This window comes from Streptomyces sp. NPDC048442, assembly GCF_040651475.1.
Taxonomy (GTDB): Bacteria; Actinomycetota; Actinomycetes; order Streptomycetales; family Streptomycetaceae; genus Streptomyces.
In genome coordinates, this window is record NZ_JBEZKB010000017.1 from 63,278 (window position 1) to 85,104 (window position 21,827).

At 71.1% G+C, this 21,827-nt stretch carries 17 protein-coding genes; 10 read left to right on the forward strand and 7 right to left on the reverse strand.

The window, feature by feature from the left end:
* Positions 1-50: 50 nt before the first annotated feature.
* The 4 genes from AB0D18_RS24320 to AB0D18_RS24335 form a co-directional block, all read right to left on the reverse strand.
* Positions 51-1,493, reverse strand: a complete 1,443-nt coding sequence (locus AB0D18_RS24320) for a hypothetical protein (protein ID WP_362422206.1) — start codon at positions 1,491-1,493, stop codon at positions 51-53.
* Positions 1,490-1,630, reverse strand: coding sequence for a hypothetical protein (locus AB0D18_RS24325; protein ID WP_362422209.1), 141 nt, complete (start codon positions 1,628-1,630; stop codon positions 1,490-1,492). Before AB0D18_RS24325 ends, AB0D18_RS24320 begins: the two co-directional genes overlap by 4 nt.
* A complete protein-coding gene (pelF, locus tag AB0D18_RS24330) occupies positions 1,627-3,165 on the reverse strand; it encodes a GT4 family glycosyltransferase PelF (RefSeq protein WP_362422211.1) in 1,539 nt (512 codons plus the stop codon). The genes AB0D18_RS24325 and pelF overlap by 4 nt, the downstream gene beginning before the upstream one ends.
* A 133-nt stretch (positions 3,166-3,298) precedes the next feature.
* A complete protein-coding gene (locus AB0D18_RS24335; RefSeq protein ID WP_362422214.1) occupies positions 3,299-5,332 on the reverse strand; it encodes a hypothetical protein in 2,034 nt (677 codons plus the stop codon).
* Between the two features lie 312 nt (positions 5,333-5,644).
* On the opposite strand from AB0D18_RS24335, the gene AB0D18_RS24340 reads away from it, so the two are divergent.
* From AB0D18_RS24340 to AB0D18_RS24375, 8 genes are all read left to right on the forward strand, one after another.
* A complete protein-coding gene (locus AB0D18_RS24340; protein ID WP_362422217.1) occupies positions 5,645-7,171 on the forward strand; it encodes a leucyl aminopeptidase in 1,527 nt (508 codons plus the stop codon).
* Between the two features lie 291 nt (positions 7,172-7,462).
* Positions 7,463-8,851, forward strand: a complete 1,389-nt coding sequence (gene lpdA, locus AB0D18_RS24345) for a dihydrolipoyl dehydrogenase (protein ID WP_362422220.1) — start codon at positions 7,463-7,465, stop codon at positions 8,849-8,851.
* 65 nt (positions 8,852-8,916) lie between these two features.
* Positions 8,917-10,749 (forward strand): 2-oxoglutarate dehydrogenase, E2 component, dihydrolipoamide succinyltransferase, encoded by a 1,833-nt coding sequence (gene sucB, locus AB0D18_RS24350; RefSeq protein ID WP_362422223.1) that lies wholly within the window; start codon positions 8,917-8,919, stop codon positions 10,747-10,749.
* 96 nt (positions 10,750-10,845) lie between these two features.
* Positions 10,846-11,238, forward strand: coding sequence for a hypothetical protein (locus AB0D18_RS24355; RefSeq protein ID WP_362422226.1), 393 nt, complete (start codon positions 10,846-10,848; stop codon positions 11,236-11,238).
* A gap of 4 nt (positions 11,239-11,242) precedes the next feature.
* The gene (locus AB0D18_RS24360) at positions 11,243-12,187 is read left to right on the forward strand and encodes a hypothetical protein (RefSeq protein ID WP_362422228.1); all 945 of its coding nucleotides are present in this window, start codon (positions 11,243-11,245) and stop codon (positions 12,185-12,187) included.
* Between the two features lie 88 nt (positions 12,188-12,275).
* Positions 12,276-12,899 carry a GntR family transcriptional regulator gene (locus AB0D18_RS24365; RefSeq protein WP_362422231.1) on the forward strand — a complete coding sequence of 208 codons (624 nt, stop codon included), beginning with the start codon at positions 12,276-12,278 and terminating at the stop codon, positions 12,897-12,899.
* Positions 12,900-13,155: 256 nt separating this feature from the next.
* Positions 13,156-15,828, forward strand: coding sequence for a pyruvate dehydrogenase (acetyl-transferring), homodimeric type (aceE, locus tag AB0D18_RS24370; protein WP_362422234.1), 2,673 nt, complete (start codon positions 13,156-13,158; stop codon positions 15,826-15,828).
* A 45-nt stretch (positions 15,829-15,873) separates the two neighbouring features.
* Positions 15,874-16,842, forward strand: coding sequence for a WYL domain-containing protein (locus AB0D18_RS24375; protein ID WP_362422237.1), 969 nt, complete (start codon positions 15,874-15,876; stop codon positions 16,840-16,842).
* 210 nt (positions 16,843-17,052) lie between these two features.
* On the opposite strand, the gene AB0D18_RS24380 is transcribed toward AB0D18_RS24375, so the two are convergent.
* Positions 17,053-18,006 (reverse strand): SDR family oxidoreductase, encoded by a 954-nt coding sequence (locus tag AB0D18_RS24380; RefSeq protein ID WP_362422240.1) that lies wholly within the window; start codon positions 18,004-18,006, stop codon positions 17,053-17,055.
* Positions 18,007-18,187: 181 nt separating this feature from the next.
* On the opposite strand from AB0D18_RS24380, the gene AB0D18_RS24385 reads away from it, so the two are divergent.
* On the forward strand, positions 18,188-18,706 hold the full coding sequence (locus tag AB0D18_RS24385; protein ID WP_362422511.1) for a DUF4240 domain-containing protein: 519 nt from the start codon (positions 18,188-18,190) through the stop codon (positions 18,704-18,706).
* A gap of 186 nt (positions 18,707-18,892) precedes the next feature.
* On the opposite strand, the gene AB0D18_RS24390 is transcribed toward AB0D18_RS24385, so the two are convergent.
* Complete coding sequence (locus AB0D18_RS24390; protein ID WP_362422243.1) at positions 18,893-19,663, reverse strand: SDR family oxidoreductase; 771 nt, start codon at positions 19,661-19,663, stop codon at positions 18,893-18,895.
* A 113-nt stretch (positions 19,664-19,776) separates the two neighbouring features.
* Between AB0D18_RS24390 and AB0D18_RS24395 the strand changes: the two genes are divergently transcribed.
* Positions 19,777-20,445 (forward strand): TetR family transcriptional regulator, encoded by a 669-nt coding sequence (locus tag AB0D18_RS24395; protein WP_362422245.1) that lies wholly within the window; start codon positions 19,777-19,779, stop codon positions 20,443-20,445.
* 107 nt (positions 20,446-20,552) lie between these two features.
* Here the strand turns inward: AB0D18_RS24395 and AB0D18_RS24400 are convergent, their stop codons facing one another.
* The gene (locus tag AB0D18_RS24400; RefSeq protein WP_362422248.1) at positions 20,553-21,683 is read right to left on the reverse strand and encodes a PP2C family protein-serine/threonine phosphatase; all 1,131 of its coding nucleotides are present in this window, start codon (positions 21,681-21,683) and stop codon (positions 20,553-20,555) included.
* Positions 21,684-21,827 lie beyond the last annotated feature (144 nt).

Here is a 21,827-nt window from a genome sequence, read left to right on the forward strand (position 1 = left end):
CGGGGGCTCCGGCAGCCGGGTCTCCGGCGGCCCGGTCTCCGGCGGCCGGGTCACGGCCGGTGCGCCGTTGCCCGCCCCAGCAGTGCGCAGGCGAGCCCGGCCAGTACCACCGCCGCCAGCCCGGGGACGGCCAGTGACGTCAGGGAGGAGGCCCCTCCCAGCACCACCAGTGTCTGTACGAGGGCGGCGGCTCCGCACACCGACGCCGCCACGACGACCGCGCCGAACGCCTGGAGCAGCAGCCCCGTCCACATCAGTGTCCCGATGAGCAGCAGCCCCGTCGCGCGCACCCCGTCGAATCCGCCGGCCTGCGGCCACAGCAGGGTGCCCACCGCGGCGAGTCCTGCCAACACCAGCAGGTACTGCCCGAGGCAGCGGGCCAGCGTCAGCACCGTCGTACGCCGGAACGCCTCCGGTACGGTGGCCGCCCGCAGCCCGGTCAGGCTTCCGCTGCGGAACCGGTGCAGCAGCCATTCCGCCGGGCCCATGCTGAGGGTCAGCGCCACGGCCCCCGGTGCGGCGGCCGCCCCAGCCGCGCCGATCTCGCCGGTCCCCCCGAGCGCCAGTGCGTCGCCGAGCGCGACGTGCAGCACGAGGACGCCGGTGGCCAGGCCGAACACCCCGTACGGCACGGAGGCCACCACCCGGGGCCCGCCGGGCCCCCGCACCCGGCCGCCGACCCCCCGCAGCAGCTCCACCGCGGCCAGCGCCAGGACGGCCAGCGGCGAGACGGCGAGGAGGGCGATACGGGCCGGGTCGGGGAGGCCGTACAGCAGGGCGAGGACGGCGCCCGCGGACATCGGGGCGAGCGCGGCGAGCAGCAGCCGCTCCCGGCCGAGGACGAGCAGGACGGTCGCCGCTCCCTGGTACAGCGCCTGAGCGGACGCGAAGGCGACGGCGCCGCCTTCGCCCGTACCGGCGACGGCGAGGGCGACTCCGGTGCCGAGCAGCGCCCCGAGCGGTGCCCCGGTGAGCAGTGCGCGGGCGGCGGCCGGCCGGTCGCCGAGTCCGAGCCAGGTGTACGCGCGGTGGGCGAGCGCCTGGTTCCACGCCCAGCCGGTGAGGGCGCTGGCGAGCAGGACCGCGATCGGGGTGGCGCCCGTCGCGAAGGGTGCCACCAGGACGTACGCGAGTCCCGGCAGCGCGAACACCAGGCCGCGCAGCAGGCACGGCAGCAGGCTGACGTGCCAGGGGTCGCCCGGCGCGAGCACGGGTTCGGGGTACGTCCGCGGCACGCGTGCGTAAAGGTCCTCGGCGAGTTCGAAGGAGTCCGCGCGGCCGTAGGTGAGCCGGATGTGGTCGTCTGTCATGCCGTCGGATTCGAGGATGGCGGCGATCTCGTCGGGGTGGACCGCGGCCTCTATGAGGTCGCGGAGCCGGTCGGCGAGTTCGTCCATCGGGTCGGCGGCGGCCGCCCGGCGGGGCCGGGGGCGCGGTATGGCCGGCAGGGTGTCCTGCCGGTCGTCGGGCGTCAGCCACATGGGGCCGCTCATGAAGTACCCCCGGGAAGCAGCCTCTTGAGGGCGTCGAGCCTCATGAGGTGGTCGAGCCTCATGAAGTTGTCGAGCCTCATGAGGTCGTCGAGCCTCTTGAGGGCGCGGAGCCTCTTGAGGGCGTCGCAATGGTTCACCAGGTCGTCCCGTCCGCCGCCATCGCCCGCCACGGGTCCGGCATCCGCAGCTGTACGGTCCACTCGTGGGACGGGTCGCCCGCGTCGTGGACCGGGTGGACGAGCGGCTCGGGCACGCCGTCGAGCTCCTCGTAGATGCGGCGGAAACCCTCGACGGAGCGCCGCAGGGTGAACTGGTCGATGACGCGCTGTCGGGAGCGCTCCCCCAGTTCGGCCCGCCGCGCGTTGTTCCGCAGCAGTTCCAGGGTGGCCCTGGCCATGGCCTCCGGCTCGCGCGGCGGTACGACCAGGCCGGTGTCGCCGACCGCCTCGCGCACGCCGCCGACGTCCGTGGAGATCGTCGTACGGCCGCAGGACATGGCCTCGATGATGCTGAAGGGGAAGCCCTCGCTGATGCTGGACAGCATCACGACGCTGCCCGATGCGTAGGCGCGCGCCACGTCCGAGACCCGCCCCTCGTAGGTGATGCCGTCGGTGACCCCGAGTTCGGCGGCGAGCTTCTCCAGCTTGGTCTTGTACGCCTCGCCGCCCTCGGGAACCCCGCCGAAGAGCCGCAGCCGCAGCGCCGGGATCTCGGCGCGGCAGATCGCGTAGGCCCTGACGAGTGTTTCCAGGTCCTTGATCGGGTCGATGCGGCCCGCCCAGCTGAGCGTGGGGATCTCGGGCTCGGGTCCCGCGTGCGGGAAGAGCTGGGGGTCGACGCCGTTGTAGACGGTGCGGATGCGGTCCGGGTCGGCGCCGCCGCGCTCCTCCCACCTGCGGTTGTACTGGTTGCAGGGGGTGATCAGGTCGGCCTCGCGGTAGCCCAGCGAGTTCAGCTCCCGGTAGAAGCCCAGGAGGAGGGCCTTCACGGGCCAGCGCTGCGCCGCCGACCGGTAGCCGAGGTAGCGCTCGCGCAGGTAGATGCCGTGCTCGGTGAGCAGGAAGGGCGCGCCGTCGAAGTGCTTGGCGGCGAGCGCGGGCAGCGTGGCGAGCCCGCTGCTGACGGCGTGCGCGATGCTGCCGTCCGGGAGGCGGGCGCCGAGCGGGCGCAGCAGGTGGTCGATGAGGTCGGTGGCTATGAGTGCGTCGTGCAGGGTGGGCCTGGCCCGGGATATGTCCAGGTGCGGCATGGTCCAGATCCACATCAGGGTGCGCAGCACGTCCTCGCTGCCCAGGGCTGCCGTGAGGCGTCCCTGCCGGGCGAGTTCGGCCAGTGCGTACAGCTCCTGGCCGAAGTCGCAGCTGGACTCCGGGTCGAGGATCGAGAGCAGGAAGCGTTCGTACGTGCCGAGGAAGCCGCGCCTTTCGCGTCCCCTCGGCCGTGCGGCGCGCGAGGTGTCGGCCGGTCCCCACAGCGGCACCACGGTGTGCTCGTAGACATTGCGCGGCAGCTCCCAGGTGACGGGCTCGCGCCCGCTGCCCGTGAGGGACACGACATGGAATTCGACGTCGGGCATGCCGCGCACCAGTTGGTCGCACCAGGTGCTGACACCTCCCTGGACGTGCGGGTAGGTGCCTTCGGTGAGCATGCTGACATGACGCCCACGGCTCATGTTCGTGTCCCCCCAGGACGAGTTGCCGATGGCAGTTGCGGTGGCGCGGTGGTGCTTGGCGCTGATGCTTGCCGCTGATCCGGGTGGGGGAACTGCGGGTCCGATGTGGCTGGCCGCGCAGTTCCCCGCGCCCCTATGGAGCGGTCGGCAGCTTGAGCGTGACGGCGGACTGGAGTGCTTCCGGTCCGGTCCACGCCGATCGCTGCCCCGCGTACGGCGTCCCGAACGCGGCGGTGCCGAGGAGCCGTTGCTTCTGCGTCCCCTCGGGTGCGGTGACGGGCGCGACGACGCCCGACGGTGCCTTGACGGTGACGGTGTTGCCGATGCGGTACGCGGTGACGGCGTTGTTACCGAGGGCCTTGTCCCAGGCGGTGCGGCGGGTGAACTCGACGCCGACGTCGCGCTGGCGCGGGTTCACCACGGGCGCGCTGTCGGCGAACAGGGCCCGGTAGTCGCCCAGGGTCTTGTCGAGGACCGGGTAGAGCAGGCGCGCCTCCGCCAGGTTCGATTGGTGGACGTAGTGCGGGCGCGGGTCGTTGCCGACGACGTGGCTCAGTGCCGTACGGGCCTCCTGCGGGACGATGTACGACGCGAAGCCGGTGTTCACGTCGAGCGGGTCGTCCAGGCAGGTGGAGGCCGGGTTGTCCTCGCAGGCGCCGCTGCCGCCGTCGGCCCTGCTGCTGTAGAGCCAGTTGTACTCGTCGGTCATCTCGGCGGCCGTGCCGACGTTGTAGTACACGTTCATCGGGTGCCGGGGCACGGTCTGCGCCGCCCCCGCCGCCCGCTGCTGCGGCTCGCGCGAGGCGTCGCTCGCGATCCACTTCACGGCGTTGTCGGCGAGCGCGGGAGCCAGGTTCGGGTTGTCGACCGGCTGCTGCGGAGTGGTCCTCAGCCCGGAGTGCTCACCGGTGACGAGTTCGCTCTTGTCGACCGGGATGCCCTTCGCCGTCGCCCAGTTGTGGTTGTCGGAGATCTGCTTGGAGATCTCGGCGCGGCTCATCCACAGCGTGTTGCCCGCCAGGTCGGTGGCGCACTTCCACGGCACGACCGTGTTGTTCTGCGTGCAGCCGAGGAAGGGGTGGGTGTAGGTGTGGTTGATCCAGCGGTACTGGGCCCGGTCGGCCACCAGCTGCGTGGTCAGCGCGTCGGTGCCGCCGTTCTCGGCCTTCCACTCCTCGCCCGCCCCGGCGTTGTAGACCATGTCGAGCTGGAAGCCGCGCTGCTGCTGCCACTGGGCCGCGTACTGCGCGTCGGCGGCCGTCATACGGACCGGGTTCTCAGCCTCCCCTTCACCGCCCTTGCAGTCGAAGTCGCCCGGGGTGCAGTTGAGATCGCTGTCCCAGCGAGCATCCGGGGCGAAGACGTCGTCGACGTGAACGGAGAAGTAGTTGCGGCTCTGTCCGAGGTGTACGCCCTGGGTCAGCCATTCGACGACACCGCGCGCCAGCACTCGGAACTGCCGCTGGTAGGTGTTGTACGCGAAGGTGACGACCAGCTCGCGGCGCCCGTCGTGGGCGTACTCGCCGACCAGGCTGCCGCGCGTCGCGCCGGTTCCGGTGGGCATGTCGACGTAGCTGGTGAAGCCGGTGCGGGGCCGCGCCGCGTACCCGTAACTCTCCATCACCGACGCCGAGTTGTCCTCGAACTTCAGCGGTCCGTCCAGGTATCCAAAGGGCCCCGCCTTCCCCGCGGCGGTCACGGTGGCGTCGACGCCGTCCAGCGGGCCCGCGTAGCCCTCCTGGTCGGTGTAGTCGAGGCCGACGCCCGGGTGCGCCCAGGTGTAGGCGTCGACCTGGCGGACGCCGAAGGTCTTCTCGTACGCGGTGAGCGCGGCCGACTCGGGCGAATCCGTGCCGAACGGCGCCTCGTTGGGCAGCACCACGCCCTGGAACTTGGCGCGCGGGCGGCCGTCGACGGTGTCGCTGAGGAACGCCGCGTCGATCACCGGGCGCCCGGCCGCCCCGAGCTTCACCGTGGTGAACGGCACACCCGTACCGCGCAGTTCGTCGGTGACGGCTCCCACCGCTTCCCCGCCGTCGTCGACGACGAGGACCCTCAGATCGATGCGCGGCGCCTCTGCGGCGACCGCGCCGGTGGGCGACAGTGCCACCACCGCTCCCAGCAGGCCGGCGGTCAGCAGAGCCGTCCCCGCTCTGCCTGCGCGCATCACACCTGTTGCCTTGATTCCGTACGCCACGGCGTACTCCCCTCCCCCTTGAAGGTCACTCAGTACCTCATCCTTGCGGACTCGCCACGAGAGACCTGTGGAAATCATGCAAAGCAATCCCCTGATCCCTTGCACGAACTACGGCGAGTGTGACGCATCGCTCACACTCCGCGCTCCTGAAACCTCGGAGAGACACCTCTGACGAGTGAACGGGTCACCACCGTGATCGAAGTACCGAACCGCGCGTAGTCTCGACCGATAGGCGCACATTCCCGCCATCACCAGGAACCCAGGAAGCGAGATTTCACCACCGTGACTGTTCTCACTCTCAGCACCTCCGGTGCCGCGACGCTGCGCGCCGACGCGCTCGTCATCGGTATCGCCAAGGGACCCAAGGGTCCCGTCGTCGCCGCCGGCGCGGAGGCCGTGGACAAGGCGTTCGACGGAAAGCTGGCTTCTGTCCTGGAGACCCTGGGCGCTTGTGGCGCCGAGGGTGAGGTCACCAAGCTCCCCGTCCTCTCCGGTCTGAAGACCCCCCTCGTCCTGGCCGTCGGCATCGGCGCCGTCCCGGAGAAGGACGACGCGTACGCCGCCGAGTCGCTGCGCCGCGCCGCGGGCGCCGCCGCCCGCGCGCTCACCGGTACCAAGAAGGCCGGCTTCGCGCTCCCGGTGGAGTCCGTCGAGGACGCCGAGGCGATCGCCGAGGGCGCACTGCTCGGCGCGTACGGCTTCACCGCCTACCAGGACCAGGGCGACGACTCCGAGAAGAGCGACGCCAAGCAGCCGCTCGCCGAGATCGCCCTGCTCGGCGCCAAGCCGCGCGACAAGGCCTTCAAGGCCGCCGCCGAGCGCGCCGTCGCCGTCGCGGAGGAGATCAACCGCGCTCGCGACCTGGTGAACACCCCGCCGAACGACCTCTACCCCGAGTCGTTCGCCGCGGTCGCCCAGGCCGCCGCGAAGGAGCACGGCCTCAAGATCCAGGTGCTCGACGAGAAGGCCCTGGTCAAGGGCAACTTCGGCGGCATCCTGGGCGTCGGCCAGGGCTCCGCGCACGGCCCCCGCCTGGTGAAGATCTCGTACACGCACGCCAAGGCGACCAAGTCGCTCGCCTACGTCGGCAAGGGCATCACCTACGACTCGGGCGGCATCTCGCTCAAGCCGGCCGGCCACAACGAGACGATGAAGTGCGACATGGCCGGCGCCGCCGCCGTGTTCGCCTCCGTCGTCGCGGTCGCCCGCCTCGGCCTGAAGGTCAACGTCACCGGCTGGCTGGCGCTCGCCGAGAACATGCCGTCCGGCACCGCGACGCGCCCCGGTGACGTGCTGCGCATGTACAGCGGCAAGACCGTCGAGGTCCTCAACACGGACGCCGAGGGCCGCCTCGTCCTGGCCGACGCGCTGACCCGCGCCTCGGAGGAGAACCCGGACGCGATCGTCGACGTCGCGACGCTGACCGGCGCCATGATGATGGCGCTCGGCAACCGCACCTTCGGCATCATGGGCAACGACGAGTCCTTCCGCACCGCGATCCACGAGATCGCGGAGGAGGTCGGCGAGCAGTCCTGGCCGATGCCGCTCCCCGCCGAGCTGCGCAAGGGCATGAACTCCGACACCGCCGACATCGCCAACATGGGCGAGCGGATGGGCGGCGGCCTGGTCGCCGGTCTGTTCCTCCAGGAGTTCGTCGGCGAGGGCATCGCCTGGGCGCACCTGGACATCGCGGGCCCGGCCTTCCACGAGGCGGCCCCGTTCGGCTACACCCCCAAGGGCGGCACCGGCTCCTCGATCCGCACGCTGGTGAAGCTGGCGGAGCGCACGGCCGACGGCGACCTCGGTTAGTCACCGCATCCGTACGGCCCCGGGCCTGCGCCCGGGGTCGTACGTGCGTGTTCGTACGGTTTCGCCCTAAACGAAATATTTGTACGTACGTACGCGCTGGTAACTCTTGAGAGCGGGGCCCGTCCCCGTCTCAGGACCCGGCCCGGCGTCCCGCCACCCGTCAACAAGTGCGAAGATGGTTCACCGGCAGGACAGGGCCCCCACCACAGGGCCGAACAACAAGCGGCCGTACACCCCCGCCGCCCGGTCATGGATGACCGGCGACCGGCGCACATGCATGGAGGACGTGACGTGGCGAACGACGCCAGCACCGTTTTCGACCTAGTGATCCTCGGCGGTGGCAGTGGCGGTTACGCCGCGGCGCTGCGCGGAGCCCAGCTGGGCCTGGACGTCGCACTGATCGAGAAGAACAAGCTCGGCGGCACCTGCCTGCACAACGGCTGCATCCCGACGAAGGCCCTGCTGCACGCGGGCGAGATCGCCGACCAGGCGCGCGAGTCCGCGCAGTTCGGCGTGAAGGCGACCTTCGAGGGCATCGACATCGCGGGCGTGCACAAGTACAAGGACGAGGTCATCTCGGGCCTGTACAAGGGCCTGCAGGGCCTGGTCGCCTCCCGCAAGGTGACGTACATCGAGGGTGAGGGGCGGCTCTCGTCCCCGACCTCCGTCGACGTGAACGGTCAGCGCGTCCAGGGCCGTCACGTGCTCCTGGCCACCGGCTCCGTTCCGAAGTCGCTGCCGGGCCTGGAGATCGACGGCAACCGCATCATCTCCTCGGACCACGCGCTCACCCTGGACCGCGTCCCGGAGTCGGCGATCATCCTGGGCGGCGGCGTCATCGGCGTCGAGTTCGCCTCGGCGTGGAAGTCCTTCGGTACGGACATCACCGTCATCGAGGGCCTGAAGCACCTGGTCCCGGTCGAGGACGAGAACTCCTCGAAGCTGCTTGAGCGCGCGTTCCGCAAGCGCGGCATCAAGTTCAACCTGGGCACCTTCTTCCAGAGCGCCGAGTACACCGACAACGGCGTCAAGGTCACCCTGGCCGACGGCAAGACCTTCGAGGCCGAGGTGCTGCTCGTGGCCATCGGCCGCGGCCCGGTCTCCGCCGGTCTCGGTTACGAGGAGCAGGGCGTCGCGATGGACCGCGGCTACGTCCTCGTCGACGAGTACATGCGCACCAACGTCGAGACGATCTCCGCCGTCGGCGACCTCGTCCCGACCCTCCAGCTCGCGCACGTCGGCTTCGCCGAGGGCATGCTGGTGGCGGAGCGTCTCGCCGGTCTCAAGACCGTGCCGATCGACTACGACGGCGTGCCGAAGGTGACGTACTGCCACCCCGAGGTCGCCTCCGTCGGTATCACCGAGGCCAAGGCCAAGGAGATCTACGGTGCGGACAAGGTGGTCGCTCTGAAGTACAACCTGGCCGGCAACGGCAAGAGCAAGATCCTGAAGACCGCGGGCGAGATCAAGCTCGTCCAGGTCAAGGACGGTGCCGTGGTCGGTATCCACATGGTCGGTGACCGTATGGGCGAGCAGGTCGGCGAAGCGCAGCTCATTTACAACTGGGAGGCTCTGCCGGCCGAGGTCGCGCAGCTCATCCACGCGCACCCGACGCAGAACGAGGCGCTCGGCGAGGCCCACCTGGCCCTGGCTGGCAAGCCGCTTCACTCCCACGACTAATACGTTGGTCAGGGCGCGACGACGACCACTTCCGCACCATATTTCCGTTAGGAGCAACTGAAACCATGTCGGTTTCCGTAACCCTGCCGGCGCTCGGCGAGAGCGTCACCGAGGGCACCGTCACCCGCTGGCTCAAGGCCGAGGGCGAGCGCGTCGAGGCCGACGAGCCGTTGCTCGAGGTCTCGACCGACAAGGTCGACACCGAGATCCCGGCCCCGGCCGCGGGCATCCTGGCCTCCATCAAGGTCGCCGAGGACGAGACCGTCGAGATCGGCGCCGAGCTCGCGATCATCGACGACGGCACGGGCGGTGGCGCTGAAGCCGCTGCCGCTCCGGCCGCCGCCGAAGAGGCTCCGGCCGCTCCGGCGCAGGAGGCCCCGGCCCCCGCCGCCGAGACGCCCGCCGCTCCGGCCGCTCCGGCCCAGGAGGCGCCCGCCGCCCCCGCCGCCGGTTCTGCCGAGGGCACCGACGTCACCCTTCCGGCGCTCGGCGAGAGCGTCACCGAGGGCACCGTCACCCGCTGGCTGAAGGAGGTCGGCGAGGAGGTCACCGAGGACGAGCCGCTGCTCGAGGTCTCGACCGACAAGGTCGACACCGAGATCCCGGCCCCCGTCTCCGGCGTTCTCCTGGAGATCGTCGTCGCCGAGGACGAGTCCGCCGAGGTCGGCGCGAAGCTCGCCGTCATCGGTGCCAAGGGTGCTGCCCCGGCCGCCGCTCCGGCTGCTGCCGCTCCGGCTCCGGCCGCTGCTCCGGCTCCGGCTCCGGCCCAGGAGGCCCCCAAGGAGGCTCCGAAGCAGGAGGCCCCCAAGGAGACGCCTGCCGCTCCCGACCCGGCTCCGGCCGCTGCGCCCGCTGCTCCGACGCAGGCCCAGACGCCGCCCGCCACCGTCGCCGCGCCTGCTCCGGCCGCCCCGGCCGCGCCCGCTCCCGCCGCCGTCAAGGCCCCGGCTCCGGCCGCGACCTCCGGCGACGACGGTGCGTACGTGACCCCGCTGGTCCGCAAGCTCGCCGCCGAGAACGGCGTCGACCTGGGCCAGGTCAAGGGCACCGGCGTCGGCGGTCGCATCCGCAAGCAGGACGTCGTGGCCGCCGCCGAGGCCGCCAAGGCCCCGGCTCCGGCCGCCGCTGCCGCCCCGGCCGCGACCTCCAAGGCTCCGGCTCTCGAGGTCTCGCCGCTGCGCGGTCAGACGGTCAAGATGACCCGCATGCGCAAGGTCATCGGCGACAACATGATGAAGGCCCTGCACGGCCAGGCGCAGCTCACCTCGGTCGTCGAGGTGGACATCACCAAGCTGATGAAGCTGCGCGCGGCCGCCAAGGACTCCTTCGCCGCCCGTGAGGGCGTCAAGCTGTCCCCGATGCCGTTCTTCGTCAAGGCCGCCGCCCAGGCGCTGAAGGCCTTCCCGGTCGTCAACGCCCGGATCAACGAGGACGAGGGCACGATCACCTACTTCGACACCGAGAACATCGGTATCGCAGTGGACTCCGAGAAGGGCCTGATGACCCCGGTCATCAAGGATGCGGGCGACCTCAACCTGGCGGGCATCTCGAAGAAGACCGCCGAGCTGGCCGGCAAGGTCCGCGGTAACAAGATCACGCCGGACGAGCTGTCCGGTGCGACCTTCACCATCAGCAACACCGGCTCGCGCGGTGCGCTGTTCGACACGGTCATCGTGCCGCCGAACCAGGTCGCCATCCTGGGCATCGGTGCCACCGTCAAGCGTCCCGTGGTCATCAACCACCCGGACCTGGGCGAGACCATCGCGATCCGCGACATGACGTACCTGGCTCTCTCCTACGACCACCGTCTGGTGGACGGCGCCGACGCGGCCCGTTACCTGACGGGCGTCAAGGCGATCCTGGAGGCCGGCGAGTTCGAGGTCGAGCTCGGCCTGTAGTCTCTGCCACTTCTCCACCGCAGCGGCCCCTCCGGGCATTTTCCGGAGGGGCCGCTGCGCGTTATGGTAATTCCAAGTCGTGGGAGGGAGCGGGGAATGCAGCCCGGCAGGAAGAGCAGGGCGAAGCGTATTTCGCTGGCTATTACGGGTGCTTTTGTACTGACCCTGGGGATGGCCGGATCCGCGTCCGGCGAGGAGGGCGGCACCGCCTGGAGCACCGGTGCGGGCGGCGCCTCCTGGTGGGAGTCCAAGGGCGATCACCACGTGGTCCAGGACCTCGCGAAGGACGGCCACTCCGCGGTGGGCCGCCTCTACGTCCCGTACCGGAACAAGGTCTACAACAACTGGGTGACCGGCGGCCTGAACTACCGTGCGGACTTCAATTTCAACCTCGCCGAGGATTCCGTGATCTCGTACCAGACCTGTGTCGGCGAGGCCGGCACCGGTGCGTTCAGCGCCTGTGGGCCCTGGGTGTACGGGAAAGCCTGACCGCGTGCGGAAGCGGGGAGCGGCAGCCCTGGCGGTCACGGCACTGTGGCTGCTGGCGGGCTGCGGGGGTACGGAGAAGAGAGCGGCCGAGCCGGTCGACGTCGGGCCGGTGGCCACTCCTTCCGGACCCACCACCACGGAAATGCCTTTCGCCGCTTTTCTGCCCGGCGACGGTGAATTGAAGGAAATCCAGCGGGCCGAGTCCGCACTTCTCCATTCCTGTATGGCCGAATTCGGATTCACGACGCGGATCACCGCCCCTTCCGACGCCGCTCTGCTCGCCGACCTCCGCCGCGGGACCACCCTCCCCCGCACCCTCGAAGAGGCGCGTGCGTACGGGTTCCACAACGTGCCCGACGCGGGGCGCGAGCATGCGGAGAAGCCCGGCCCCGACGGCACCGTCCGGCCGGACCGCCTGCTCGTCCTCAACGGCCCCGATCCCCGTCCGGCCCCCAGCGGCGCCCCCTCCACAGGCCCCGACCGCAAGGTCAACGGCCGCTCGGTGCCGCGCGGCGGCTGCGCGGGCCGCACCGAGCGCACCCTCGCCGAGGGCAGCCCCGCCGAGTCCGCCGAGCACCCCGGCAACAGCGCGCTCAACACCCTCTTGAGGCTGCGGTCCGCCGCCTGGGCACAGGGGGCCGCGGACCCGGCGTACACGGAGATGACCGCCGCCTGGTCCGCCTGCATGAAGCAGCGGGGCTTCTCCTACGCGTCCTTCGACGCCGCCGCCGAGGACCCGGCCTGGGCCCGCACCGCCGAGGCGGGCCCCCGCGAGAAGTCCGCCGCGAGCGCCGATCTCGGCTGCCGTACGAAGGTGAACTACCTGGGCGTCTCCGAGGCCGTCCATCTCGCGTACGAGCGCCGCACGGTGAAGGACGACGCCCCCGTCCTCGCCTCGATCAAGGCCCACTACGACGCGGTCGCACGCAACGCCCGCAAGGTCCCGTAGGTCCCGGCCGGACCGCCCGCGGGCTGCCCGTATCGTCATCTCCACACGGCCCGCCCGCCGCGCCGCCCGTTGCCCGAAGGAGTTCCTCATGACCCCGCCCGTCGTCCACTCGCTGCGCGAGCAGATCCGCGAGCACATCGTGGAGGGGATCGTCAGCGGGCGCTGGAAGCCGGGCGAGCGCATCGTGGAGCGCCGGATCGCCACCGAGCTCCAGGTCAGTCAGACGCCGGTGCGCGAGGCGCTGCGCGAGCTGGAGACGCTGCGGCTGATCGAGTCGGCCCCCAACAAGGGCGTACGGGTACGGAATCTGACGGCCGCCGATCTGGAGGAGAGCTACCCGGTCCGGGCGGGCCTGGAGCAGATCGCCGCCGAGCTGGCCGCCCCCGTGCTCGCGGACGACGTGTCGGCCCTGGAGCCGCACGTGGTGGCGCTGTACGCGGCGGACCGGGCGGTCGACGGGGAGGCGCAGGTGCGGCACACGGTGGGCTTCCACCGGGAGCTGGTGCGGGCGGCGGGCAACAGCGTGCTGCTGCACACCTGGGAGGGCCTGGGCATCGAGGTGTTCACGGCGCTGTCGATCCGCTGGCTGGGGACGGTCCAGAAGTCGTACGCGGAGGAGCACGAGGACCTCGTGGCGGCCTTCCGGCGGCGGGATCCGCGGATCGGCGAGCTGGTGAAGGCGCATGTGCTCGGATGTGCACCGCGCGCTTAGGACGAGCGAATCGCGCCCGGATTGCCCGAATGGGGACTTTCGGCACTGACACTTCGTGCCCACTTTCGTGGCACGGAATGCCTATTTTGGTCTGCGGAAGACTTTTTTGCTCGCAAACTTTGATCGATCATCGATCAGTTGCTTACAGTCGACGGCGGACCTCATCAGGTTCCGCACCACGCACCACCCGGGTCCCGTCCTGCCAGACACAGACCCTCCTCTTGTCTCCACCCCCTCCTTCCCGGAAGGCGGCGTCATGACCGACCCCGTACGCAAGCTTCCGAGCGAGCTCGACCAGCTCCCGGACCGCGACACCGAAGAGACCGCCGAGTGGGCGGCCTCCCTCGACGCCGTCGCCAAGGCCGCAGGCTCCCACCGGGCCGAATACCTGATGCGCCGTACCCTCCAGCACGCCGAGGCCGCCGGTCTGGCGCTGCCCAAGCTGCTGGAGACGGACTACGTCAACACCATCCCGACCGCCTCCGAGCCCGCCTTCGACGGCGACCTGGAGATGGAGAGCCGGATCACCGCGTGGAACCGCTGGAACGCGGCGGCCATGGTGACCCGCGGCTCCCGGTTCGGCGTCGGCGGCCACATCGCCACCTTCGCGTCGGCGGCCTGGCTGTACGAGACCGGCTTCAACCACTTCTTCCGCGGCAAGGAGGGGGACGGCTCGGGCGACCAGCTCTACATACAGGGCCATGCCTCCCCCGGAATTTACGCGCGCGCCTTCCTCGACGGCCGCCTCTCCGAGCAGCAGCTCGACAACTTCCGGCAGGAGGCGGGCGGCAACGGGCTCCCGTCCTACCCGCACCCGCGCCGTCTCCCCTGGCTGTGGGAGTTCCCGACGGTCTCCATGGGCCTCGGCCCGCTGTCCGCGGTCTACCAGGCGCGCTTCAACCGCTACCTGCAGAACCGCAACATCAAGGACACCTCGAACTCCCACGTCTGGGCGTTCCTCGGCGACGGCGAGATGGACGAGCCCGAGGCCACGGCCGCGCTCACCCTCGCGGCCCGCGAAGGCCTCGACAACCTCACCTTCGTCATCAACTGCAACCTGCAGCGCCTGGACGGCCCGGTCCGCGCCAACTTCCGCGTCGTGCAGGAGCTGGAGGGCGCCTTCCGCGGCGCCGGCTGGAACGTCGTCAAGTCGCTGTGGGGCTCCGCCTGGGACGAGCTGTTCCAGCTCGACACCACGGGCGCCCTGGTCCGCCGGCTGCGCGCGGTCCCCGACGCCCAGTTCCAGACGTACGCGACCCGCGACGTGGCGTACATCCGCGAGCACTTCTTCGGCGCCGAGCCGGCGCTCAAGCAGCTCGCCGCGGTCCTGACCGACGCGAAGATCGCCGAGTGCTTCCACACCTCCCGCGGCGGCCACGAGGCCCGCAAGGTGTACGCGGCGTACAAGGCGGCCGTCGAGTTCAAGGGCGCGCCGACCGTGATCCTCGCGCAGACGGTGAAGGGCTACACGCTCGGCCCCGGCTTCGAGTCGCGCAACGCCAACCACCAGATGAAGAAGCTCACCGGCAAGGAGTTCCGCGCGATGCGCGACCTCCTGGAGCTGCCGATTCCGGACGCCCGGCTCGACGAGTCGCTGGTTCCGTACGGCCACCCGGGCGCCGACTCCCCCGAGGTCCGCTACCTCCAGGAGCGCCGCGCCGCCCTCGGCGGTCCGGCCCCCGCCCGCCGCATGCACGCCTCCGCGCCGCTGCCGCAGCCCGCGGAGAAGTCCTTCGCCGCCCTGAAGAAGGGTTCCAAGCAGCCCATGGCCACCACCATGGCGTTCGTCCGCCTGGTGAAGGACCTGATGCGGGACAAGGAGACCGGCAAGCGCTGGGTGCCGATCGTCCCCGACGAGGCGCGCACCTTCGGCATGGAGGCGCTGTTCCCCTCCGCCGGCATCTACTCCCCGCTCGGCCAGACCTACGACCCGGTCGACCGCGACCAGCTCATGTACTACAAGGAGGCCAAGGACGGTCAGGTCCTCAACGAGGGCATCACCGAAGCCGGGGCCATGGCGGACTTCATCGCCGCCGCGAGTGCGTACTCCACGCACGGCGAGCCGATGATCCCGTTCTACATCTTCTACTCGATGTTCGGCTGGCAGCGGACCGGCGACCAGATGTGGCAGCTCGCCGACCAGCTCGGCAAGGGCTTCATCGTCGGCGCGACGGCCGGCCGTACGACCCTGACGGGCGAGGGCCTGCAGCACGCGGACGGCCACTCGCACCTGATCGCCTCCACGAACCCGGCGTCGCTGAACTACGACCCGGCGTTCGCGTACGAGGTCGCGGTCATCGTCCAGGACGGCCTCAAGAGGATGTACGGGGAGAACCCTGAGGACGTCTTCTACTACCTCACCGTCTACAACGAGCCGATGCCGCAGCCCACGATGCCCGAGGGCGTCGAGGAGGGCATCGTCAAGGGCCTCTACCGGTTCAAGGAAGCGGCCCCCGCGACCTCCCCGGACGCCGCGCGCGCCCAGCTGATCGCCTCGGGTACGGCGATCCACTGGGCCCTGGAGGCGCAGGAGCTCCTGGCCGCCGAGTGGAACGTGTTCGCCGACGTGTGGTCCGCGACCTCGTGGGGCGAGCTGCGCCGCGACGCGCTGGAGGCCGACGAGGCGCTCCTGCGCGGCGAGCAGCGCATCCCGTACGTCACCCAGGCGCTGGCCGACGCGCAGGGCCCGGTCGTCGCGGTCAGCGACTGGATGCGTCAGGTCCCCGACCAGATCAGCCAGTGGGTCGAGCAGGACTACACCTCCCTCGGCACGGACGGCTTCGGCCTCTCCGACACCCGTGAGGCGGCCCGCCGCCACTTCGGCGTCGACGCCCAGTCGGTCGTCGTGGCGACGCTGGCCCAGCTGTCGAAGCGGGGTACGGTCCCGGCCTCGGCGGTCAAGGAGGCACGGGAGCGCTACGGCCTGTAGCACCCGTACGGCTTCTCTGTCAGTGGCAGCGCGCATGATGACCTCATGCGCGCTGCCCGTTTGATCAAGATGGTGCTGCTGCTCCAGTCCCGGCCGATGATGACGGCCGCCGAGCTGGCGCAGGAGCTGGAGGTCTCCGAGCGGACGGTCACCCGGGACGCGGCCGCACTCTCCGAGGCGGGCGTCCCGGTGTACGCGGACCGGGGCAGGGCGGGCGGCTACCGCCTGATCGGCGGCTACCGGACCCGCCTGACGGGGCTCGCCCGCAGCGAGGCGGAAGCACTCTTCCTGTCCGGACTGCCGGGCGCACTGCGGGAGATGGGCCTCCAGGACGCGGCGTCGGCGGCCCGCCTGAAGGTTTCGGCGGCCCTCATGCCCTCACTCCGCGACGCCTCCTCGACCGCCGCACAGCGCTTCCACCTGGACGCTCCCGGCTGGTACCAGGAGCCACAGACCCCCGAACTACTGCCCGCGGTGGCGGAGGCCGTGTGGGACGACCGGATCGTCGACACGCGGTACGGGCGGCGGGACCGGGAGGTGGAGCGCCGCCTCGAACCGTACGGGCTCGTGCTCAAGGCCGGCATCTGGTACGTGTGCGCGCGGGCCGGGTCGGGGGACTTCCGCGTGTACCGGCTGGACCGCTTCGCGGCGGTCGCCGTGTCGGACGAGCATTTCGTACGTGCCGATGACTTCGACCTGCCGGCCTTCTGGGAGTCGAGAGCGGCGGATTTCGCCCGGTCGATCCTGCGGACGGAGGCAGTCCTGCGCCTGTCCCCCGCGGGCACCCGCGCACTCCCCCACACCCTGAACCCCACCGCCGCCCGCGAGGCCCTCTCCCGGGCGTCCCCACCGGACGCCCGGGGCTGGGTACAGGTCACCGTGCCGGTGGAGTCGGTGGAAGTGGCGTGCGCGCAGCTGCTGGGGCTGGGGGCGGAGGTGGAGGTGAGGGGGCCGGAGGAACTGCGGAGGATGGTTGTGGGGGCGGTGCGGGGGATGGGGCAGCTTTACGGGTGAGGGGGTGGGCAGGGGGGGCGTGCTCCGCGTGGGGCCGCCCCCTTGCCCACCCGTTCCGCCCCCGGGGGGCGGCCCCGCTGCCCAAGGAGGCTCGGGGGCAAGGGGCAGGCATTTAGGGGCGCGGGGAACTGCGCGATCAGCCACGACGCACCCGCACGACGACCACCCTGCGCGACCAGCCGAGACGCGCCCGCACTCCCCCGGCCCAGCTCACCTGTACTCGGCCGCCAAGACCCCCTCCTCTCCCCCCATCACCCGCGACAAATACCCCCACGCATCCGGCCGCGACCCGTCCGCGTCCGTGAATCCGTACTCCCGCGCCAACTGCCCGCTGGACAGCGACTGTCCGCTCCACCGGGCCCGCGACGGGTCCGCGGCCAGGTGGGCCACGGCCCGTCCCACGTACACCGGTGACTCCGCGATCGCGAAGGTCGGTTCCTTCGCGATCGCGTCGCGCCAGTTCGCCTCGGTCACCCCGAAGTGGTCGAGCATCTGCTCGGAGCGCAGGAATCCGGGGGTCACGGAGACCGCCGTTCCGCCCACGTCCGCCAGATCGTGCGACAGGTTCGACGCCATCCGGATCGGCGCGTTCTTCGCGAGGTCGTAGTAGAAGTCCTCGCGGTACCCCTTGTTCGACTCGGCGGTGCCGTCCGTGATCTCGACGACGAGCCCGCCCTCATGGCGCACCAGCAGCGGCAGCACACAGCTGCTGGTGATGATGTGGCTCTTCACCCCGAGCTCCAACATCCGCATGCCGCGCGCGAGTTCGGTCTCCCACATCTTCTTCTTGCCGAACTCGATCAGGTGCTCGCCGCCCCAGATGTCGTTGACGAGTACATCGAGCCGCCCGCGCTCCCGGTCGATCCGCTCGGCCAGGGCCCGGACCTGATCGGCCTCCAGGTGGTCGGTGGGGACGGCGATGCCCTCGCCGCCCGCCGCCGTCACCAGTTCCGCGGTCTCCTCGATCGTCTCCGTCGTCCGGCCGACCTCGCTGACCTTCTCGCGGGTGGTGCGCCCGGTGACGTACACCGTCGCGCCCATCGCCCCCAGTTCCACGGCGATGGCGCGTCCGGCGCCGCGCGTCGCGCCCGCGACGAGGGTGATCCGGCCGGTCAGGTCCGGCTGCACGGAGTGCGTCGAGTGCTTCGAGTGTTTCGAGTTCATCACGGCTCCTTCGTCGTTCCGATGCGATACGCACGAGGATGCCGCCCAAACCAGACACCTTCTGTCGGGATTAATACCCGAATCGCCGCCGTGCCGGCGCCCGGACGTGAGTAACGAGACAGCCCTCATCCGTGCGCTCCGCGTGCGCCGCACCCGCGTAAGCCCGATGCTGGACCTCGTGATGGACGAGACGGAATTCTGGGAGACGGTCGACAGCACCCGCGTGGCCGCCGAGGGCGACCCCGAGGATCACGCCGACCTGCTGGTCGAGCGACTGCTCCAACTGGACCCCGACGCCGTGCTCGACTTCGCCAGACACTTCGAGGTGCGGTACAACCGCGCGTACCGGTGGGACCTGTGGGGGGCGGCGGCGGTGCTCCTCGGGTCCGCGAACGACGATGCCTTCGACTACTTCCGGTGCTGGCTGATCGGCCAGGGCCGGGAGGTCTTCGAGGGCGCGCTGCACGAGCCGGACGATCTGGCCGGGCTGCTCGACGATTTCGACGACGAGATCGACGGGGACGGGGAGGAGTTGGGGTACGCGGCGGACGAGGCGTACGAACAGCTGACGGGGGCGGTGGCTCCGGACCTCGGGGTCCCGCCGCAGGCGGCCGAGCCGGAGGGGACGGCTCTGGACCTGGACGACGACGGTGTCCTTGCGGACCGCTTTCCGCAGCTTTGGGAGCGGTTCGGCGACTAGGACCTGTCCGGCGGATCTTGCCGCGGTCGCGTGCCCTGGCACGCACATCTGCAGCGTGGGCGAGTGGGGTCTCCCCTGCTCGAGCGGAGCCGAGAGCTTGGGGAAGGGTGGGCAAGGGGGCGGCCCCACGCAGAGCACGCCCCCTCCCGACCGCACGCGCTCGCGACCGCCCCGCCCCCACCCCCCTCAGTAGTGCGTGCCGCCGTCGATGCGGATCTCGGTGCCCGTGATGAACGCCCCGTCCTGCGAACCCAGCATCGCCACCACGCCCGCGACCGTCTCGGCCCCCGCGAAGCCCGCGCCGATCGCCGGGGCGAGCTTCATGAAGAGCGTCATGTCGGCGTCCTCGGGCAGACCAGGGCCCTTGCCGCTGGTCATGTCGGAGGCGATCGAGCCGGGGGCGACGGACACCGCACGCAGACCCTGCTTGCTGTACTCGGCGGCGATGGCGTGCGTCATGGACTGGATGCCGCCCTTGCTCGCCGCGTACGCCGACATGTACGGGTGGGCGAACGAGGCCGACGTCGACGAGAAGTTGACGACGACCGGCTTGTCGCCGGCGAGCAGGGCCGGTATCGACTCGCGGATCATCAGGAAGGTGCCGGTCAGGTTGACCGCGATCACCTTGTTGAAGAAGTCAAGCGTGGTCTCGTGGGTGTGCGAGGAACGCAGGATTCCGGCCGCGTTGACCAGGACGTCGAGACCGCCGAGGGTCTCCACGGCAGCGGCGACGCCCGCCTTCACCGAGGCCTCGTCGGAGATGTCCAGCACGGCCGTGGTGAGGCGGTCGGACACGCCCGCCGCCGCGGCCTGCCCGGCGGTCTCCTTCAGGCCGGCCTCGTTGACGTCGACGGCGACGACCCGGCCGCCCTCCGCGAGCACGCGGTGCACGGTGGCACGGCCGATGCCGGAGCCCGCACCACTGATCAGGACGCGGCGGCCTTCGTAACGCTTCATGGTTCTCTTCTCCGATTTCGCGGTTCCACGGGGCCCGGCAGAGGGCTTCTGACCTTCCTGACGTACACGTTACGCCTTCATGGCACGTTTTGCCATAGCGTCAATATGTGCACATGTGGCTGCCCCCGGCGTACGCTTCCGTGGTGAGCACCCAGCCGACGACCCCCGCCCAGCCCTCCCTCACCGAGCGACGGAAGGCCGCCACCCAGCTCGACATCGCACGCGCCGCCGCCGAGCTGTTCGCCGAGCACGGCCCGGACGGCACCACCGCCGAGGCCATCGCCACGCGCGCGGGGGTGGCGCTGCGCACCTTCTACCGGTACTTCCGCAGCAAGCAGGACGCCGTCGCCCCGCTGCTCTCCGGCGGCGGCGACCAGTGGCGCGCACTGCTCGCGGCGGCCGAGCCCGGGGCGGGCGTGCTGACGGCGCTGGAGCGGGCGGTGGCCCAGTCCCTGGCCGCGCCCGACGACGAGGCCGCCGAGCAGCTCGACTGGACCCGTGGGCTGCTGCGTGCCGCCGAGCAGGACGCCGCGCTGCGGGCCGTCTGGTACCGGGTGAACCAGGAGTCCGAGGAGCGTCTGATCCCCGTCCTGGGCGCGCTCGCCGGGGAGTCCGCCGACCCTCTTGAGGTGCGGCTCGCCGCAGCCGCGGCGACCGCGGCCATCCGTACGGCGCTGGAGGAGTGGGCCCGTACCGAGGCACCCGTCAAGGGCCCCGGCTCCCCCGCCGAGCTGGCCGCGCGCTGCTTGCGCGAACTGACCGGGGGCATGAGCCTCCGCTGAGGGTGCGGTGAGGTGCGTCGCCCATCTGCGGCTCCGTCGTGGCTGGTCGCGCCCACGCGGCAAAGCCACACATCAATACGGCCCTGCACCCCTAAAAGCCGCCCCGCTCAGAGAACAGGCACCCCGTCCTCGCAGTTCTCCGGGTCCGGTTCCAGAAGCAGCAGGGCCACGTCGTCCTCCACCCGGGCCGCGAAGCGCACCAGGTCTCTCTGGACCGCCTCAGCGAGGTCCGCGAGGTCTCCCGTTGCTCCGGCGGCCGGGGCGAGTGCCTGGAGCCGTTCGGCCAGGGGGTAGAACTCCCCGGCCCCGTTGCGGGCCTCGGTAATGCCGTCGGTGTGGGCCAGGATGCGGTCGCAGGGTTCCAGCGGTACGACGGTGACCGCCGGCGGTCCGATCCCGGTCAGCCCGAGGCCCAGCGGCGGGGCCGGGTCGAGCCGCATCTCGGTGACGCGTGCGTCCCGCAGCAGCAGGGGCGGCGGGTGGCCGCAGGAGACCACCCGGACGGACCGGCCGTCCTCGGCGAACTCCATGAGCACGGCCGTCGCGAACAGTTCCGCGTGCTCCACCGCGGCCGAGTCGACGACCAGCCGCCGGTCGAGCCGCGCGGCGACCGCGGGCAGGTCGGCGTCGTCGAGCGCCGCCTCGCGGAAGGCGCCGAGCAGCGCCGATACGGTGGCGACCGCGCCGGGCCCGTGCCCCTCCACGTCGGCGAGCACCGCCCGTACTCCGTGGGGGCCGCCGCGGACGTCGTACAGGTCCCCGCTCACCAGCGCGCCCAGCTCGGCGGCCCGGTAGAGACCGGCGCAGTGCACTCGGCCGACGGAGGCCGGCAGCGGGGGCAGTACCGCGAACTGGGCGACCTCGGCTGCCGTCCCGACGGTCACCAGCCGGGCGTCCCTGCGGACGCGCGTCCAGGAGACGACCACGCTCGTCGCGCAGAGCAGCACCAGGGAGAGCAGCACCCCGTCGCGGTGACCCCAGTCCTCGCCGCCGTGTACAGCGGAGAGGGTCACCGCCACCCCCATGAGCGCGGTGATCACCGGCCCGTACAGCAGGGCGGCGAGCGGGGGCAGTGCGGCGAGGTAGTAGCTCAGCTCGACGTCGGCCGGTGTGATGCGGTCGGCCAGGGCCAGCAGCACCAGGACGGCCAGGGGCAGCAGCCGCAGCCAGAGCGCGGGCTTCTCGCCCCTGAGCCACTTGGGGACCTCGTCCCCTCGACGCGCGCGGACGGAGCTCATCGCGCTCAGGCTCCTCCGGGCTGACGACAACGGGCGGCCACGTGGCACTGCTGATCACTATGCCCGCTGTGTCCCGTTCCTGCCGTTCGGCGGACCGCCCCCGCTCAGCCGGGCGGCGTCATCCACCCTGCCCCCGGAAGCCCT